This window comes from Leptotrichia buccalis C-1013-b, from assembly GCF_000023905.1.
In the GTDB taxonomy this organism is placed as follows: Bacteria; Fusobacteriota; Fusobacteriia; order Fusobacteriales; family Leptotrichiaceae; genus Leptotrichia; species Leptotrichia buccalis.
In genome coordinates this window covers 909,738-926,087 of sequence record NC_013192.1, presented here as the reverse complement: position 1 = coordinate 926,087, position 16,350 = coordinate 909,738, and the positions used below count along the sequence as shown (strand labels likewise).

Here is a 16,350-nt window from a genome sequence, read left to right as displayed (position 1 = left end):
CCTAAAATTATTATTAATTAAAATATTTTTAGTAAATTACTGTTGTCCAGTTTTAAAATATAAATTATTATTTTTGAGAATTTCATCACTTATTTTAATATCTAAACTATTAAAATCCACACTGTCAGCAATGAATCTACGAATTGTCCTTTTTTAAATTCTCTTTCTTTTAAATTCAATATTTCCATCATTAATTCTTTAAATAATCTTCTTAAAATTTTATCTTCGATTAAATCAATGTCATTGTTTATTTTATATTTTAAATTATCTAAATAATCTATCAAACTGCCTCTCAATAATTTTCACTACATTTACACCCAAATTTTAACAAATACCCCTTATAATTTCAAATGCTTTTTTCTTATTAGTGACTATGCCTTTTAGTAATACCTGATATTTGCAAAATGTACCTTTGTAAATTAAAATTATTCAAATGAAATTACTAACTTTTTATCAAATGCAGCTGCCAACTTTTTCAATGTTTTTAATGAAGGATTGGCATTTCCATTTTCTATTTTGCTTATATCTCCCTGAGTTATCCCCGTTAAATCCGACAATTCTTTCTGCGTAATATTTTTATCTTTTCTTGCTGAAATAATTTCTCTTATAATCTGAAATTCAGCCTCAAGACTCTCATATTCTTTTCTAAATTCTTCATCTTTTAGCTGTTCATTCAAAGAATCTCTAAAATATTTACTCATTTTCTTCACTCCTTTTCATATCCAGATATTCAGAACAAAATTTTTTTGCTTTATTTATCTATGATTTTGGTGTTTTTTGAGATTTTTTTATAAACCCATTTGTCAGAATAATTTTTTTGTTTACTACAAAAAAATATAAAACTCTCGCTATATTATTTACTTGCTGTACTCTCACTTCATAAATACCATCTCCTAAAAATTTGGAATAAGGCTCTCTGATATTATTTCCATCTGTTTCTAGCACAGCTAATGTACGATATAGTCTAGATTTCATCTTTAAATTCTAAGATAAATTTACTCATATTTTCCCCTCCCTTTTATATTTTATATGATATAACATATAAAGTCAATGATAATTTTTATAAAAACAAAAAAGGCAAACCTTTCAAAACTAGATTACCTAATAATTTTCCATTGTCAAAAGATAGAACATTTAATTTTTATTAATACGATTGCTAAAATATCACAATACACCTGATAAAATAACTTTAAAATTAAGAAAAAAATATGTTGACAATAAATATCAAATATAGTAAACTATATATGAATAAATGTTCATATGTTAAAATAACATAAAATTAATAAATAAAAAAATTTGGGAGGTTAGGCTCATGAAAACTAATGAATGTACGCTATTTATTGAAGGGTTAGATTGCCCTAATTGTGCTGCTAAGATTGAACGTAAATTAAATACATTACAAAGGATTAAGGCGGCTACCGTTGATTTTCTTGGAAAAAGAGTTATTGTAGAGTCTGAAGATTTTTCACAAGATGAACTGGCAAAGTTTATTCAGACTGAAGTAGATAAAATTGAGGATGGAGTTAAGATTTCCACTAAAAGACTTCATTCCCATGGACACACTCATCATCACAGCCATAGTAATTCCCATGTTCATAGCCACTCTCATACTCATGGAGAAGGGGATACTGATAAGATTAAGAAAAAATTGTTAATTGGCGGGATTATATTTGTTTTAGGAATTTTTATTCCAAAAACTTTGTTTATTCCAAAATTCGCAGTATTTTTAGTAAGTTATTTCATTATTGGTGGAGATGTGCTGGTTTCTGCAGTGAAAAATATTTTAAGAGGACAGGTTTTTGATGAAAATTTTTTGATGTCAATTGCAACCATTGGGGCATTTGCTATTGGGGAATATCCTGAAGGTGTGGCTGTTATGTTATTCTATCAGCTTGGGGAACTGTTTCAGGGTATTGCAGTTAATAATTCAAGAAAATCTATTATTGCATTAATGGATATTCGTCCTGATTATGCAAATCTTAAAACTGATAGTGAAATAAAAAAAGTAAATCCTGATGAAATAAAAGTTGCTGATATTATTGTAGTAAAGCCAGGAGAAAAAGTACCTTTAGATGGAAAAATAATAACTGGAAATTCCACTTTTGACACTTCTGCACTAACTGGAGAATCATTACCACGTGAAGCAAAAACTGGAGATATTGTCCTAAGCGGATTTATAAATAAAACAGGGCTTGTGGAAATTGAAGTTACAAAAGTGTTTTCTGAATCAACTGTTTCCAAAATTCTTGACTTGGTAGAAAATTCTAGCAGTAAGAAATCAAAAACAGAGAACTTTATTACAAAATTTGCAAAATACTACACTCCAGCAGTTGTAATAACAGCTTTAATTATGGCAATTTTTCCTCCATTGTTAATTTCAGGTGCAACATTTACAGACTGGATTTACCGTGCTTTAATTTTCCTTGTTGTATCTTGTCCATGTGCTTTGATTATCTCTATTCCATTAGGATTTTTTGGCGGAATTGGCGGTGCTTCAAAACATGGAATTTTGGTAAAAGGTGCAAATTATTTGGAAGCGTTAAATGACGTAGAAAGTATCGTTATGGACAAAACTGGAACTTTGACAAAAGGTGTATTCAAAGTTACTGAAATTAATGTTGAAAATAATGTAAAAATAAATGATTTTGAAAACAATAAAACTGATTTGACACAGCCTTTACTACTAAAATATGCCGCACACATTGAAAAATTTTCAAATCACCCTATTGCACAGTCGATAGTTTCTGAATATGAAAATTCTATTGCCAAAACTGATGAAAGTATTGTAAAAGATTTTAAAGAAATTTCAGGATTTGGAATAAAGGCTAACATAAACAATCATCAGATTTTAGCTGGAAATTCTAAATTGATGAACTCGGAAAATATTAGATTTGATAAAAAAGAAAATTTAGGAACTGTGGTTTATATCGCATTTAACAGACAATACATCGGAAATATCCTAATTTCTGACGAAATAAAGGAAGATTCTCCAAAAGCTATTAGAGGAATGAAAGCAAACGGAATAAAGGAAATTGTAATGCTTACTGGAGATAACAATGCAATTGGTAAAAATATTGCTGAAAAATTAGAAATTGATAAAGTATTTGCCGAACTTCTTCCAAATGAAAAAGTTGAAAAACTGGAAGAAATTTACAAGACTAAAAGTGAAAAAGGGAAAGTTGTCTTTGTAGGAGATGGAATAAACGACGCTCCTGTACTTGCCAGAGCCGATATTGGAATCGCAATGGGAGGTGTTGGAAGTGATGCCGCCATCGAAGCTGCCGATGTTGTAATAATGAACGATGAACCTTCAAAAATCGTAACTGCTATGAAAATAGCCAAAAAAACTAAAACAATTGTATGGCAAAACATTACTTTAGCATTTGCTGTAAAATTAATAGTTCTAATTCTAGGGCTTTTTGGGGATGCAACAATGTGGGAAGCTGTATTTGCTGATGTTGGTGTCGCTTTACTGGCTGTATTAAATGCAACTAGAGTTTTAAAATATAAAGTTAATGAAAATTATTAATCTAAAAGTAGCACTATAAATACACTAGGCCGTGTCTGAAAACTCAAAATCTATGTTTAATGTTTTTTTGATTTTATAAATTATACAAATCACGATAAAAGCAGTGTTTATTATTTTTGATTTTAGAAAAATTTGTTAAAAATTCATCATTTGAAGAGTTTTCAGACATACCCTAATTAAAATAAAACAAAAAAACAGAAGTTTATCTTTTTAGATTTTTCTTCTGATTTTTATATAATTTTTCAGTTTTTTAACAACTAGTCACTTTTACAAATCATTTTCAATTTTCTTTATTACTTTCGCAGGAACTCCCCCCACAACACTATTATCAGGCACATCTTTCGTTACAACTGCCCCAGCCGCAATAATAACATTATTTCCTATCGTAACGCCAGGCAAAATTGTGCAATTACCTCCAATCCAAACATCATTTCCTATTTTTACAGGTGTTCCTTGTACCTTTCTTTCTCGCCGCCCTTTTGGAGAAATTGGATGTCCCACTGTTGTTATTAATGTATTAGGTCCAATCATACAATAATCTCCAATTCTAACTTCTGCAATATCCAAAATTGTAACATTATAATTGGCTAAAAAATCTTCGCCTACATGAATATTTTTCCCATTATCACAGTTAAAAAATGGCTGTACAGAAGCATTATTTTTTACTGTTCCAAACAAGTCTTTTATAGCAACAAGCTGTTTTTCGTTATTCATTGGATCAATAGAATTGAGCATTTGACATTTTTTCAGTGCATTTCCTTTTACACCTGCAACGTTCTCATCATAAAAATTATATTCCAGTCCTGCCTTTAATTTTTCTAATTCCGTCATTTTTCACTTCCTTTACCCTATTTCATTACTAAAAAGAAATCAAACTATCAAGTCTTTATTTCAAATCCTTACTTCCCTCTTCTAAAATTTTTATCTGGCAAAGTATTTCTTTGTCCTTAACAGTTTTTTCTTTCCTATTTTTTATCACTTCATACAAATCATCATAAATTCTGCCATAATCACCTTTTTCAGAAATAACCTTTTCCTCGTGATAATTCCCGTTATCATCATAATAAATTAACGTCCCATAATGTTTTGGCAAATCTATTCCAAAATCTGTATTGTCTGGCATATAAAATAACTTCAAATGTTCTTCCTGTCTATCTTCTGTTTCTTTTATAAAGCACCCTTTTGTTCCGTACACGATAAATGAAGCTCTTGGTTTTACTCTAAAATAGCTCCCTTTTACAGTAACTTTCAAATTTTTCCCATTTTCTTTTTCGTAAAATAAATCTATATCGTAATAGTCATTCATCCGATTTGTTCCAAGAAGCTGCCTTACATCATAATGCACTTTATTAGGCTTTCCATATCGTGAAATTATCTGATCCAAGACGTGCGTTCCATGCCCATATAAAAATGTATTTGCCAATTTTCCATCACATTCCTTCACATTTTCAGGCACTTCTGCCCTGTAATAATCATAATTAGACTCAATTTCTAAAATTTCTCCTAATTTTCCACTTTCAATTACTTTCATTGTAGTCAAAAAATCACTGTCAAATCTTCTATTATGATAAGGCTGCACAACAAGTCCTTTTTCCTTTGCCAATCTGAACAGCTCCTCTGCCTCTTCCAATGTTTCAACAAAAGGTTTTTCCACAAGGCAGTTTTTATTGTGTTCCAACACTTCTTTAGCATATTGATAATGTAAATCAGATCTCAAACATATAACAATCAAATCAATTTCAGGATCATTATACAATTCCTCAATTTTATCAGTATAATTAATTCCGTCTATTCGTTCCCAAGTCCTATTTTCCAAGTTATTAGTTACAATTGTTTTTACTTTTATTTTATCTTTTATTTGGAGTAAAAATGGGAGATGATATCTGTTCGCACTTTTCCCATTTCCTATAATTCCTATTGTCATCATGGCAATAACCTTCCTATTTTCTCCATTATTTTTAATTTCCTTTTGTATACCAGTCTAACTATTTTTGTTCCAGTCTTTTGTAAACTTCTATAAATTCCTTTGCCAATTCCTTAAATAAAATTGCTGTCATCAAGTGATCTTGTGAATGAACCATAATTAAACCTACTTCCATTTTTTCTCCGCCTGCTTCTCTCACAATCAAATCTGTCTGTAATTCATGAGCTTTCAACATTTCTTCAGTAGATTGCTTCAGAAATTTTTCCGCTTCATCAAATTTTCCTTCTTTTGCAGCATTCATAGCCTGATAAGCCAAGCTTTTAGTTTCTCCCGCATGTCCAATCAATGTCATCGCGATGATTTCAATATCCAATACTTCTTCAGCCATAGTAATTCCTCCTAAAAATTTATTTTTTTAATTTTATATCAAAATTTCTTCTTAACTTTGTTATAACACACGTTTTTCTATATGTCAATTTTTCAATTTTTTAGGCTATTTTTCGTCTATTTTTAATATTATTTTCAATATTTAAAATATAATTTTGATAATTTTCCTTAAAATAAACGATTTACAAATATATGTTTTTTCGTGTATAATATATATCAAAAAGTTAAAAAATATAATTTATATAAAAAATATTTTATAAAATAAACCTTTTTAGTAAATTTATAATAATCAATTTTGTTAAAGGAGAATTAGAAAATGGATATTTATATGCCTATTAATAAGCACTTTTTAGAAAATAAAAAAATAAAGATTTTATTTTCAAAAGCTTTGAACAAAAAAGAACGTTATTTTTTAAAGTACCTTTTTACAGAATACAGCCTTTTAAAAAAACTAGAACAAACTGCTGTTTTACGCGATATTGAATTAACAGAAATAATGAAAGTCCTAAAATTTAAATCTTTTCAGCAGTTAAAAAAGTTTCTAGATAATTTACAGCTGAAAAAGCTGGAATTTTCTATTTTTAGTAATGATAAAGTCGTTATCTATAGTCGTTTTCCTATTTTGGCATCTTACAATATTGTTTATTCAAAAATTGAGTTTCAGTTTGCAAGGGAAATTCAAGCTGCTAGGAGAAATAATACCCTATTTTCATTGCTTAGACTTGATTTTATGATTTTTATGGGAGACGAAGCCATTTATAATTTTTATACTTATTTAATTTCAGATAAGAATTATAATAATGATACTGTTATTACACTTGAAAGATTGAAAGAAATTTTTCATATTGAAGATAAATATGAAAGATTTTTTGATTTTGAAAAGCAGATTTTAAAAAAGGCAGTAGAAACTATTAATATTTTTTCAGATATTAAGGTTATTTATGAAAAAATTAAGATTGGAGAACATATAAATAATAGAGTGGAAAAGATTCTTTTTAAAATTGTTGATAATAATAAAATTTTGAAAGAGAACAATATCGAACTTGTTCAAAATATCAATAGCATTATGGATTTAATAAAAAATGATATAAAAGATTTTCATTATACTTATGAATTAATAAAAACATATATTTTGAAAAAAAATTATGATTATGTGTACAAAAATGTCAGCTTTGCAAAAAAACACTTTAAAAATAATATAGAAAAACAGTTAAAGAAAGTTTTACTGCTTGACTTGGCACAATTTTCAAAAACTAATTTTAGAAAAGAAATAGAAATTTTTAATATTAAAAGAAAATACACTACATCTTTTTTTCTTCAGCTGGATGTAGCAAATCTTATGCGACAGAATTATTTGGAAAATGAGCTAAGAATAATAGTTGATGATGGTTATTTTAATGAAATTCTTGTTTTAAAAAATAAACAAATTATGGAAAAAAGGTTTTATGATTTCAAAATTTACATTCAATATTTCCAAAACACTGAAAGTATCATAAAATTTACTAAATTTTTGTAAAAAAATATATAAAATTTTATTTTTTTTTGAAATATTTGGCTTAAAATATAAACGAAAAATTATTAAACAATTTATCGCTTATTTTGTTTTTGAATTTATAAAGTCTTATTTTAACTATGTTTAAAACAAATTACAGACGAAAAATAATAATTTTTTTATAAAATTTGACTTCTGGAAAATTAATGGTATACTATGAATATGAAAGTTAAACTCATTGATTTGATAGAACAATGAAAATACAAAATAAAATTTTGAAAAAAGAAAGGATGATCAGAAATGAAAAAAATCTTATTATGTTGTGCAGCAGGGATGTCTACTAGCTTATTAGTAAACAAAATGAAAGCAGAAGCTCAAAAAAGAGGAATCGAAGCTGAAATTTGGGCAGAACCACTTGATAAAGCAAAAGAAGAATTTGCTAAAGCTGATGTTGTTTTATTAGGGCCACAAGTAAAATATGCTTTACCAGAAGCTAAAAAAATCGCTGAAGAAAATAACATTAACATAGATGTAATTAATATGGTTGATTATGGAATGATGAACGGTGCCAAAGTATTGGATCAGGCATTAAATTTACTTTAAGATACTCTATTTCTTTATAATATATTTTTTGTTTAAAGTTTAAATACTAATATTTGTAACTTTTCAAATACTGATATACGTTATCTTGAAAGAAGTCAAACTCTTTTGTCTAAAAAAGATATTAGTTATCAAATACAATTACTATAAATATTAGTATTTAGCTTTAAAACAACTTTATTTAAATTTTGTTTAGAATATAGAAAAACCACTTTAAACTAAACTCTAATTTTTTCATTTTAGTTAGTTTATAAGAAATTTAAAGAATGACTCAAAACTTCAGAATTATCCACATCATATTTATTGATTTAATAATTTATTCTTATAAATTAATTTGGTAAATATTTTTATCACGAACATATTAATTACATTATCTATTCATTTTATTAATATATAACAAACACTTTATTAATTGATTAAAGCCAAATAATTAGTACAGATGAAGAATAATGTAATTTTACAAACTAAGATTAAAATTTAAAAGAATTATCATTTAGAAGGAATTAATATGGCAAACATTATGGACAAATTTACATAATTTTTAGAAGAAAAATTAATGCCAGTTGCTGTAAAAGTGGCTAATCAGAGACACTTGGCAGCAATAAAAGATGGAATGGTTATTACATTGCCATTCATTATTGTAGGATCTGTATTTTTGATTTTGGGAAACCTGCCAATACCAGCACTAGCTAATTTTTATACAAATAATGCAACTGGACAAGTTATTGCAAGATGGCTCTCTTACCCTGTTGATGTAACATTTAATTTATTAGGATTTATTGCATGTATCGGTATTTCGTACAAATTAGCTCAATATTACAAACTTGATGAAGTTTCTGGAGTTATTTTATCACTGCTTTCATTTTTCCTTGTAACTCCATTTACTTTTATGATTGAAAAAACTGGCGAATCTATAAATGGTATTATTCCTCTAAGCCGATTAGGAAGCCAAGGATTGTTTGTCGCAATTATTATGTCTATTTTCACTATTGAGATTTTTAACTTTATTGTCAAGAAAAATATCATTATTAAAATGCCTGATTCAGTTCCGCCTTCAGTAGCAAAATCATTTGCGGCATTAATTCCAGGATGTGTTGTGATTCTTCTTTCACTAGTTATCCGTATCGGATTTGAAGTATCACCATTTGATAATATTCACGAAGTTGCAAAAGTTTTATTGACTGGACCTATAACAGCTGTTGGTGCTTCTTTCCCAGGAATGGTTATTTTATCATTGATGAACAACTTATTATGGTCATGTGGAATTCATGGTTCAAACCTTATCACTGGTGGTATTGCAAGTCCTGCACTTTTAGCTCTAGCTGATCAAAATAGAGCAGCTTTCGTAGCTAGACAACCTATTCCAAATGTAGTAACTGGACCATTCTTTGATGTATTCCATAATACAGGTGGTTCTGGAGCAACTTTTGCACTGGCAATAATGCTGTTATTCCTTTCAAAGAGTCAACAACTTAAAGAAATTGGAAAATTGGCAATTGCACCCGCATTTTTCAATATTAATGAGCCAATATTATTTGGATTACCAATAGTTATGAATCCTATCTTAATTATTCCATTTATTTTAGCGCCATTAATTTCATCATCAGTTACTTACTGGGCTATGTATTTTGGATTAGTGGCAAAAACAGCTGGAATTGTCATCCCTTGGACTACTCCTCCATTTCTTGCTGGTTTCTTGGCAACAGGTGGACATATAAGCGGACTACTTATGCAAGTAGTGAACTTCTTTATAACAGCAGCTATTTACTATCCATTTTTTAAATTATGGGATAAGAGAAAACTTGATGAAGAAAATGGGTTAATAAATACTGACTAATCATTAATATAATATATGATTAAATTAATAAAATATATTTTACAAAATACATTTTTTATGGTATATTATTTGTAAAGTAAAATAATAAATAAAAATTTTAAGGAGTGATTACAATGATTAGACAAACTTGGACATGGTGGAAAAAATTAAATACAATTTAATATTTTTTGCCAGCTATGTTGAAATTTATTGTAATTACTATTATTAAATATTGCGAGGAAAGCATTGGTGAAATAAAATCAATGCTTTTATTTTATACAATTCTCTTAGTCGGTAAAACGATTTAAGAGAATTTTTTTATAAATTCAACTAAAAAAGAAAAAAAACAAAAATACGAAAATATAGAAAGCGAGACACTTTATGTTGATAAACAAGCCTATTTATTATTACTCCATTATTAGAAAAAAATTTAGCAATTCCTATTTTGCTGAAGATGAAAGACAAGTTATTATTGGGATTGACTGTGAATATTTTGATTCTAATGAATACAGTTATGACTCATTAAAAAAAATATACAATTCTTTTGTAAAACAGAAAAGACTTTCCCCTTTTGCAGGGCTTTTTGGAACATTTGCTTATGAGTCGATACATTTTTTTGAAAAAATTGCAAAAATTGAAAAAGAGCAGTTTAAATTTCCGAAGTTTATTTTTGCCAATGCAAAGGCATATTTACACTACTCTAAAACTAGCAAAGAATTTTCATTTTACGGAGATGAAGAAAAATATTTTAATTTGTTAAATGATGAAATTTCTGAAAAATTTAATGATTCTGATTTATTTTATGATATAAAAACAGATTTTGAAGAGGAAAAATTACATTATTATGAAATTATTGAAAAAGCGAAGGAATACATCAAGGCTGGGGATATTTTTCAAGTTGTTCTAAGCGAGCAGTTAAAACTTACGTCAAATATGGATTCTCTTGATTTTTATGAAAAATTATCAAAGGCAAATCCGAGTCCGTATATGTACCATTTTCCTACAAAATATGGAGATATAGTTGGTTCTAGCCCTGAAATACTGGTTGATATTTCATCGGATAATATTTATATTGCTCCTATCGCTGGAACTCGTCCAAGAGGAAAAGATGCCAACGAAGATGCATTTTTAGCAAACGACTTATTAAATGATGAAAAGGAATGTGCTGAACATCGGATGCTTGTTGACTTGGCTCGAAATGATATTGGGAAATTTGCGGAAAGTGGCTCAGTCGTTGTAAAAAATCTTATGCATATTAAGAATTATGAGCATGTAATGCACATTGTAACTGATGTTTATGGGAAAAAGCGAAAAGATGTGTCGATATTTGAAGTTATTGCTCAGGCTCTTCCAGCGGGAACACTTTCTGGATCGCCAAAAATTCGTGCTATGCAAATTATTTCAGAACTGGAGAAATTTAAAAGAAATGTTTATGCTGGCGGAATTGGATTTTTGAGATTTAATGGAGATGTTCAGCTTGCGATTATTATTCGTACTGCATTTTTTGAAAATAAAAATTACGACTTGAATAAAGTTGATGAAGTTCGAAATGTATTTATTCAGGCTGGAGCAGGAATTGTCTTTGATTCTGTGAAAGAAAAAGAATATGAGGAAATTTGCCATAAAAGAGCATCTGTTCTAAACATTTTTAAAAAATTCTGTAATGAAGAAAAAAATAAAAATGATAAAAATGAAAATAGAAAGAATGTGAAATAAATGATTTTAATGATTGACAATTATGATTCGTTTGTATTTAATGTTGAGCAGTATTTGAAGGAAATGACTGATGATGAAGTTATTACTGTTAGAAATGACGCAATTACGATTGATGATATAAAAAAAATGAATCCTAGTAAAATAATTTTTTCTCCAGGTCCAAAACATCCAAAGGACAGCGGAATTTGCCTAGAAATTTTAAATAATACTGATGAACTGGGGAATATTCTAATTTTAGGAATTTGTCTTGGGCATCAGGCAATTGGAATGAATTTTGGCGGAAAAATAAAAAGGCTTGAAAATCCGTTGCATGGTAAAACTTCAGAAATTACAGTTTTATCCGAGAATTCTGTATTATTTAAAAACTTGCCAAAAAAATTTAAAGTTATGAGATATCATTCGCTTTATGTTGACGATATTCCAGAAGATCTTGAAGTTACGGCAAAGTCTGAGGATGGGATTGCGATGGCTGTGGAACACAAAAGTAAAAATATTTTTGGAATACAGTTTCATCCAGAATCATTTTTTACTGAATATGGAAAAAATATGATAAGAAATTTCTTGAATATTGAAGTTTCAGAAACTTTGCAAAATAATAAAAATTTTAAAAAGAAAGGAAACTTTATAGATATGAATAAATATTTAAAAAAATTACAGGAAAATATTGCATTGACAGATACTGATTTTCGTGAAATCTGTAAAATTATTGACAGTAAAAATTATGACATTGTACAGCTTGGAGCCTTGCTTGTACTAATTTCGGAAAAAAGCCTTTATCCTGAATCGCTTACAGCATTTGTAAAAAATATTCTGGAATACAGCACAACTTTTGAAGATGATTCTGATATGATTGATGTTTGCGGAACTGGTGGCGATGGATTCAAGACAATAAATATTTCTACGGCAGTTGCATTTATTCTAGGAGCAATGGGAGTAAATGTCGCAAAACATGGAAATCGTGCAATCTCGAGTAAAAGTGGAAGCAGTGATGTACTTGATAAACTAGGAGTACCTCTTGAAAATTCGCTTGCAAATCAAATTGAAAAACTGCACGTAAAAAATCTTGCTTTCTTTCATGCCCCATTCTTCCACAAATTAGTTGGAGAAGTACGAGAAGTTAGAGGCCGTCTTGGAATCAGAACTGTCTTTAACATTTTAGGTCCACTGCTTCACCCAAACACAAAATTAAAATACCAATTGGTTGGACTTTACCACGAGCCTGTACACAGATTGTACGCTAAAACATTACAATTACTGGGAAGAAAGCATGCATTAGCTGTTCGAGGAAATGATGGGCTTGATGAAATAACAATTTGTGATGACACTAAAATTATTGAAGTAAAAGGTGAACAAATTCTCGAATATACAATCTCGCCTGAAAGTTTTGGCTTTAAGCGGGCTTTCCATTCTGAAATTGAAGGCGGAACTCCAGAGGAAAATGCTGAAATTTTGATAAAAATCTTAAAAGGCGAAGAAAAATCCGCAAAATTTGATATTGTCGTATTGAATGCAATGTTTGCACTTTATACTGCAGATGTGGTGGATCACCCTGCGAAAGCAAAGGATATGGTTTTGGAAGCGATTGAAAGTGGGAAGGTTTATGAGTTTTATAAAAATTATACAAAGTAAGTTTTTGATTTTAATAACTTTAATATTGGCTATTTTAGGATTTTTTCTTTATAATACTAGTACAAGAAAAATCAATTTTAATCCCGAAAAAATTGCTAGAATAGAAGTTTTTAGCAAAGAGAGAAAAATTAAAGATATAAATTCTCCTAATAAAATAGATGACATTGTAAAAATATTGCAACAATTGAGAAGTAGAACAGAATCTGTAAATGATTTTCCAAATCTAGAAAAATATTATTTGTTAAAAACAGAAAAACTAAATGTTTATATTTATGAGAATGATAAAAAATATTATGTAGAAGTTCCGTATAATGCTATTTATCTACTAAACACAATTCAATATAATAAATTGTTGGAAATAGTGAAATAATATTGTAAAATATAACTGAAAAAAATATAATTTTGAAATTTATGTTATAAAAAGGATTTAAATTTAAAATTTTTCTAATAAAAATTATTTAGTTTTCCTAAAATTATAAAAAATAAGAAAAAAGGGTGATTAAGTGAAATTGTATCATGGAAGTAATGTCAACGTAAAAAATCCTAGAATTATCACAAATACTAGGCTCTTAGATTTTGGATATGGTTTTTATCTAACTTCGGATTTTAAACAGGCTAAAAAATGGGCAAAGCTGACTCAAAAACGGAGACAACAAGGAATTGCAACAGTTTCCGTGTATGAAATAAGCAAGGAGCAATTAAAGAATTTGAAAGTTTTATATTTTGAATCAGCCAATAGAGAATGGCTTAAATTTGTTACTCAAAATAGAAGCAATAATATAATAAATAATGAAAATTGGGATATTATAATAGGACCTGTTGCAAACGATAATACAATGCCTGTTATCAATCTCTATTTAAATGGAATCTACGATGAAAACGAGGCTTTAAAAAGACTTTTACCTCAAAATCTTAAAGACCAGTATACATTTAAAACAGAAAAGGCTCTTAAATATTTAAAATTTTTGGAGGTGGAATTATGAATATGAAAACAATTTTTTCAGATATATTGGAAAAATATGATACTCAAATCATAAGATTAATTGTTGAAAAATACGGTTTTAATGAAATGGAAGCGTTAAGAAAGTTTTTTTATTCAGAAACATATAAAATGCTTTCAAATTTTGAATTAGAAATGTGGGATTTTAGCCCTCTTGTAATTTTTGATATGTGGGAAAATGAGCAGGTAACTGGAAATCCTAGAAATTCACTATATATGAGAGATGATTACTATGTCTAAAGAAATGAATTTTTTTATATATTTATTGGAAAAGTATGCAGATAAAAAAAATAAAAATGCGAGTGATATTTTAAAAGAATGGGATAAACTTAATATAACGCAATTAATATACGATATGTATGAAAAATATCATACGGAAACTTTAGAAAACGCATTTGAAGATATTGATAAAATTTTAGAAAGTAAAAGAAATTGAAAATATGATAAAAACTCTATATAAAGAAAAATGTTTAAGATATTTTATAGTACCTGACATAATATTGCTTTTATTAGTTACAATTTTTTTCTACCCTATGTTAGAATTTTTATATTTTTTTGTTATTGGAAATATTCCTTTAATTTATATTTTGTTTAAAATAATAGTAATGTATTTAAGTTCAAAAAAATTAAAAGAAATAAATAAAGTTGAAGATGAAGAAAAAAGAAAAAAATCTAAAAATAAATTAAAATTAGTAATTTTTTTAGTAAATTTAATAATGTTTAGTATCTATGTCAGTTTAGTAAAAAATGAAATTTTCATACCAAATATTTAAAAACAAAAGGAGAAATATGGATATTTTAGAAAAAATAAAAATAAAAAGAGATATACAGCTTGAAGACGAATTAAAGTCTTTTAAGCAACCGTCTTTAAAAAAGGCACTTAATCAAAAGGGGATTCAGATTATTGGGGAAATTAAGAGAGCTTCCCCATCGAAGCGAAAAATTGCGAAAGATGATTTTGATTTGTTAAAACAGGCACAAAGTTATGTGGATAAAGGAGTTTCCGCTTTTTCGATATTGACGGAAAAGGAATATTTTAAAGGGGAGAATGATTTTATAAAAATTGTAAGGCAAAAATTTCCAGAAATTCCAATTTTGAGAAAAGATTTTATTTATACTCCGTTTCAAGTGGCTCATGCTAAGTTTTTGGGGGCTTCGGCAATTTTGCTGATTGTGAGAATGCTGGATGATAAGACGCTTTTGGAACTTCATAAGCTGGCACAGGATTTGGAAATGGATGTTTTGGTGGAAACTCATGACGAAGAGGAAATAAGAAGAGCTTTGAAGATTCCAAATTTGGAAATTTTGGGGATAAATAACCGAAATTTGAATACTTTTGAAGTTGATATTAGAACTACGGAAAAACTGATAAATGAAATTCCAAGCGATGTTTTGAACAATTTGACTATTGTAAGTGAAAGTGGATTTTTGTCAAAAGAAGATGTAGAGTATGCAGAAAAATTGAACGTGGATGGACTGCTAATTGGGGAGGCACTTATGAAAGGGCTTCTTTAAAAAGAAAAATAAATTTATGGAAGGAAAAAAATTGGAGAAAAAAGAAAATAATGTGGCAACTGATGATTTCACAGAAAATACTACTAAATTAAAGGTTTGTGGAATTAGAAGCATTACTGAAATTAATGAATTGAAAACTTTGGATATTGACTATTTCGGATGTATTTTTGCAGAAAGTCAAAGGCAAGTGGATAGCGAACTTGCGGCTAAAATTACACGGATTGCACACAGGCATGGGAAAAGAACTGTTGGAGTGTTTGTAAATGCAATGATTGAGAATATTGTAAAGATTGTGGAAGAAACAGATATTGATATTGTGCAGCTACATGGAGATGAATCAGTGGAATATTGCATGGAACTTACTCAAAAATTAGAAAAATTGTATGAGAAAAATTGTTTTAGAAAACGTAAAAATTTCCCTGCTAAAACGAAGCTTTGGAAAGTTTTTGGCGTAACTGATGAACTTCCGAATATTGCTGACTACAAGCCATATATTGAATATCCTCTATTTGATGCGAAGGGAGAAAATCGTGGAGGAAATGGAATTGTCTTTGATTGGGATATTTTGAAAAAATTGGAGAAGCATTCGTTTGTGCTGGCTGGAGGGTTGTCGATTGAGAATATTCAGAAAGCACTTGATTACAAGCCTGCCATTTTGGATATAAACAGCAAAGTTGAAGTTAATAATAGAAAAAATAAAAAATTAGTTGAAAATATTGTAAATTTGGTAAAAAAGAAATAA

At 28.4% G+C, this 16,350-nt stretch carries 18 protein-coding genes; 12 read left to right on the top strand and 6 right to left on the bottom strand.

Annotated features, from left to right (window positions below; translation table 11 throughout):
* Window positions 1–101: 101 nt before the first annotated feature.
* The 3 genes from LEBU_RS04240 to LEBU_RS04230 form a co-directional block, all read right to left on the bottom strand.
* Complete coding sequence (locus LEBU_RS04240) at window positions 102–284, bottom strand: hypothetical protein (protein ID WP_015769098.1); 183 nt, start codon at window positions 282–284, stop codon at window positions 102–104.
* A 141-nt stretch (window positions 285–425) separates the two neighbouring features.
* Complete coding sequence (locus tag LEBU_RS04235; protein WP_015769097.1) at window positions 426–701, bottom strand: helix-turn-helix domain-containing protein; 276 nt, start codon at window positions 699–701, stop codon at window positions 426–428.
* Window positions 702–759: 58 nt separating this feature from the next.
* Window positions 760–975: a type II toxin-antitoxin system RelE/ParE family toxin gene (locus LEBU_RS04230; RefSeq protein WP_015769096.1), complete on the bottom strand. Its 216-nt coding sequence runs from the start codon at window positions 973–975 to the stop codon at window positions 760–762.
* Between the two features lie 337 nt (window positions 976–1,312).
* Between LEBU_RS04230 and LEBU_RS04225 the strand changes: the two genes are divergently transcribed.
* Complete coding sequence (locus LEBU_RS04225; protein ID WP_015769095.1) at window positions 1,313–3,529, top strand: heavy metal translocating P-type ATPase; 2,217 nt, start codon at window positions 1,313–1,315, stop codon at window positions 3,527–3,529.
* 267 nt (window positions 3,530–3,796) lie between these two features.
* On the opposite strand, the gene LEBU_RS12360 is transcribed toward LEBU_RS04225, so the two are convergent.
* From LEBU_RS12360 to LEBU_RS04210, 3 genes are read right to left on the bottom strand one after another with little or no spacing between them, the layout of a single operon-like run.
* Window positions 3,797–4,360: a sugar O-acetyltransferase gene (locus tag LEBU_RS12360; protein ID WP_015769094.1), complete on the bottom strand. Its 564-nt coding sequence runs from the start codon at window positions 4,358–4,360 to the stop codon at window positions 3,797–3,799.
* A 55-nt stretch (window positions 4,361–4,415) separates the two neighbouring features.
* A complete protein-coding gene (locus tag LEBU_RS04215) occupies window positions 4,416–5,456 on the bottom strand; it encodes a Gfo/Idh/MocA family oxidoreductase (protein ID WP_015769093.1) in 1,041 nt (346 codons plus the stop codon).
* A gap of 58 nt (window positions 5,457–5,514) precedes the next feature.
* Window positions 5,515–5,841: a PTS lactose/cellobiose transporter subunit IIA gene (locus LEBU_RS04210; protein WP_015769092.1), complete on the bottom strand. Its 327-nt coding sequence runs from the start codon at window positions 5,839–5,841 to the stop codon at window positions 5,515–5,517.
* Window positions 5,842–6,156: 315 nt separating this feature from the next.
* Between LEBU_RS04210 and LEBU_RS04205 the strand changes: the two genes are divergently transcribed.
* The 11 genes from LEBU_RS04205 to LEBU_RS04150 all read left to right on the top strand — a co-directional run bounded on the left by LEBU_RS04205 (window position 6,157) and on the right by LEBU_RS04150 (window position 16,350).
* The gene (locus LEBU_RS04205) at window positions 6,157–7,356 is read left to right on the top strand and encodes a replication initiation protein (protein WP_015769091.1); all 1,200 of its coding nucleotides are present in this window, start codon (window positions 6,157–6,159) and stop codon (window positions 7,354–7,356) included.
* 276 nt (window positions 7,357–7,632) lie between these two features.
* Window positions 7,633–7,935, top strand: coding sequence for a PTS sugar transporter subunit IIB (locus LEBU_RS04200; RefSeq protein WP_015769090.1), 303 nt, complete (start codon window positions 7,633–7,635; stop codon window positions 7,933–7,935).
* Between the two features lie 553 nt (window positions 7,936–8,488).
* Window positions 8,489–9,769, top strand: a complete 1,281-nt coding sequence (gene celB, locus LEBU_RS04195) for a PTS cellobiose transporter subunit IIC (protein WP_015769089.1) — start codon at window positions 8,489–8,491, stop codon at window positions 9,767–9,769.
* A 360-nt stretch (window positions 9,770–10,129) separates the two neighbouring features.
* On the top strand, window positions 10,130–11,464 hold the full coding sequence (locus LEBU_RS04190) for an anthranilate synthase component I family protein (protein ID WP_015769088.1): 1,335 nt from the start codon (window positions 10,130–10,132) through the stop codon (window positions 11,462–11,464).
* Window positions 11,465–13,093 (top strand): anthranilate phosphoribosyltransferase, encoded by a 1,629-nt coding sequence (gene trpD, locus LEBU_RS04185; RefSeq protein ID WP_015769087.1) that lies wholly within the window; start codon window positions 11,465–11,467, stop codon window positions 13,091–13,093.
* Complete coding sequence (locus LEBU_RS04180; RefSeq protein ID WP_015769086.1) at window positions 13,065–13,463, top strand: DUF5301 domain-containing protein; 399 nt, start codon at window positions 13,065–13,067, stop codon at window positions 13,461–13,463. Before trpD ends, LEBU_RS04180 begins: the two co-directional genes overlap by 29 nt.
* Before the next feature lie 133 nt (window positions 13,464–13,596).
* The gene (locus LEBU_RS04175; protein WP_015769085.1) at window positions 13,597–14,076 is read left to right on the top strand and encodes a DUF3990 domain-containing protein; all 480 of its coding nucleotides are present in this window, start codon (window positions 13,597–13,599) and stop codon (window positions 14,074–14,076) included.
* Window positions 14,073–14,333: a hypothetical protein gene (locus LEBU_RS04170; protein WP_015769084.1), complete on the top strand. Its 261-nt coding sequence runs from the start codon at window positions 14,073–14,075 to the stop codon at window positions 14,331–14,333. Before LEBU_RS04175 ends, LEBU_RS04170 begins: the two co-directional genes overlap by 4 nt.
* A complete protein-coding gene (locus LEBU_RS04165; RefSeq protein WP_015769083.1) occupies window positions 14,326–14,529 on the top strand; it encodes a DUF3791 domain-containing protein in 204 nt (67 codons plus the stop codon). Before LEBU_RS04170 ends, LEBU_RS04165 begins: the two co-directional genes overlap by 8 nt.
* A gap of 353 nt (window positions 14,530–14,882) precedes the next feature.
* Window positions 14,883–15,608 carry an indole-3-glycerol phosphate synthase TrpC gene (locus tag LEBU_RS04155; RefSeq protein WP_015769081.1) on the top strand — a complete coding sequence of 242 codons (726 nt, stop codon included), beginning with the start codon at window positions 14,883–14,885 and terminating at the stop codon, window positions 15,606–15,608.
* 16 nt (window positions 15,609–15,624) lie between these two features.
* Window positions 15,625–16,350 (top strand): phosphoribosylanthranilate isomerase, encoded by a 726-nt coding sequence (locus tag LEBU_RS04150; RefSeq protein WP_083767517.1) that lies wholly within the window; start codon window positions 15,625–15,627, stop codon window positions 16,348–16,350.

Coding starts and splice junctions, on each gene's coding strand:
- LEBU_RS04235 (WP_015769097.1), bottom strand. CDS start 701: ATGAGTAAATATTTTAGAGATTCTTTGAATGAACAGCTAAAAGATGAA.
- LEBU_RS04230 (WP_015769096.1), bottom strand. CDS start 975: ATGAAATCTAGACTATATCGTACATTAGCTGTGCTAGAAACAGATGGA.
- LEBU_RS04225 (WP_015769095.1), top strand. CDS start 1,313: ATGAAAACTAATGAATGTACGCTATTTATTGAAGGGTTAGATTGCCCT.
- LEBU_RS12360 (WP_015769094.1), bottom strand. CDS start 4,360: ATGACGGAATTAGAAAAATTAAAGGCAGGACTGGAATATAATTTTTAT.
- LEBU_RS04215 (WP_015769093.1), bottom strand. CDS start 5,456: ATGATGACAATAGGAATTATAGGAAATGGGAAAAGTGCGAACAGATAT.
- LEBU_RS04210 (WP_015769092.1), bottom strand. CDS start 5,841: ATGGCTGAAGAAGTATTGGATATTGAAATCATCGCGATGACATTGATT.
- LEBU_RS04205 (WP_015769091.1), top strand. CDS start 6,157: ATGGATATTTATATGCCTATTAATAAGCACTTTTTAGAAAATAAAAAA.
- LEBU_RS04200 (WP_015769090.1), top strand. CDS start 7,633: ATGAAAAAAATCTTATTATGTTGTGCAGCAGGGATGTCTACTAGCTTA.
- celB (WP_015769089.1), top strand. CDS start 8,489: ATGCCAGTTGCTGTAAAAGTGGCTAATCAGAGACACTTGGCAGCAATA.
- LEBU_RS04190 (WP_015769088.1), top strand. CDS start 10,130: ATGTTGATAAACAAGCCTATTTATTATTACTCCATTATTAGAAAAAAA.
- trpD (WP_015769087.1), top strand. CDS start 11,465: ATGATTTTAATGATTGACAATTATGATTCGTTTGTATTTAATGTTGAG.
- LEBU_RS04180 (WP_015769086.1), top strand. CDS start 13,065: ATGAGTTTTATAAAAATTATACAAAGTAAGTTTTTGATTTTAATAACT.
- LEBU_RS04170 (WP_015769084.1), top strand. CDS start 14,073: ATGAATATGAAAACAATTTTTTCAGATATATTGGAAAAATATGATACT.
- LEBU_RS04165 (WP_015769083.1), top strand. CDS start 14,326: ATGTCTAAAGAAATGAATTTTTTTATATATTTATTGGAAAAGTATGCA.
- LEBU_RS04155 (WP_015769081.1), top strand. CDS start 14,883: ATGGATATTTTAGAAAAAATAAAAATAAAAAGAGATATACAGCTTGAA.
- LEBU_RS04150 (WP_083767517.1), top strand. CDS start 15,625: ATGGAAGGAAAAAAATTGGAGAAAAAAGAAAATAATGTGGCAACTGAT.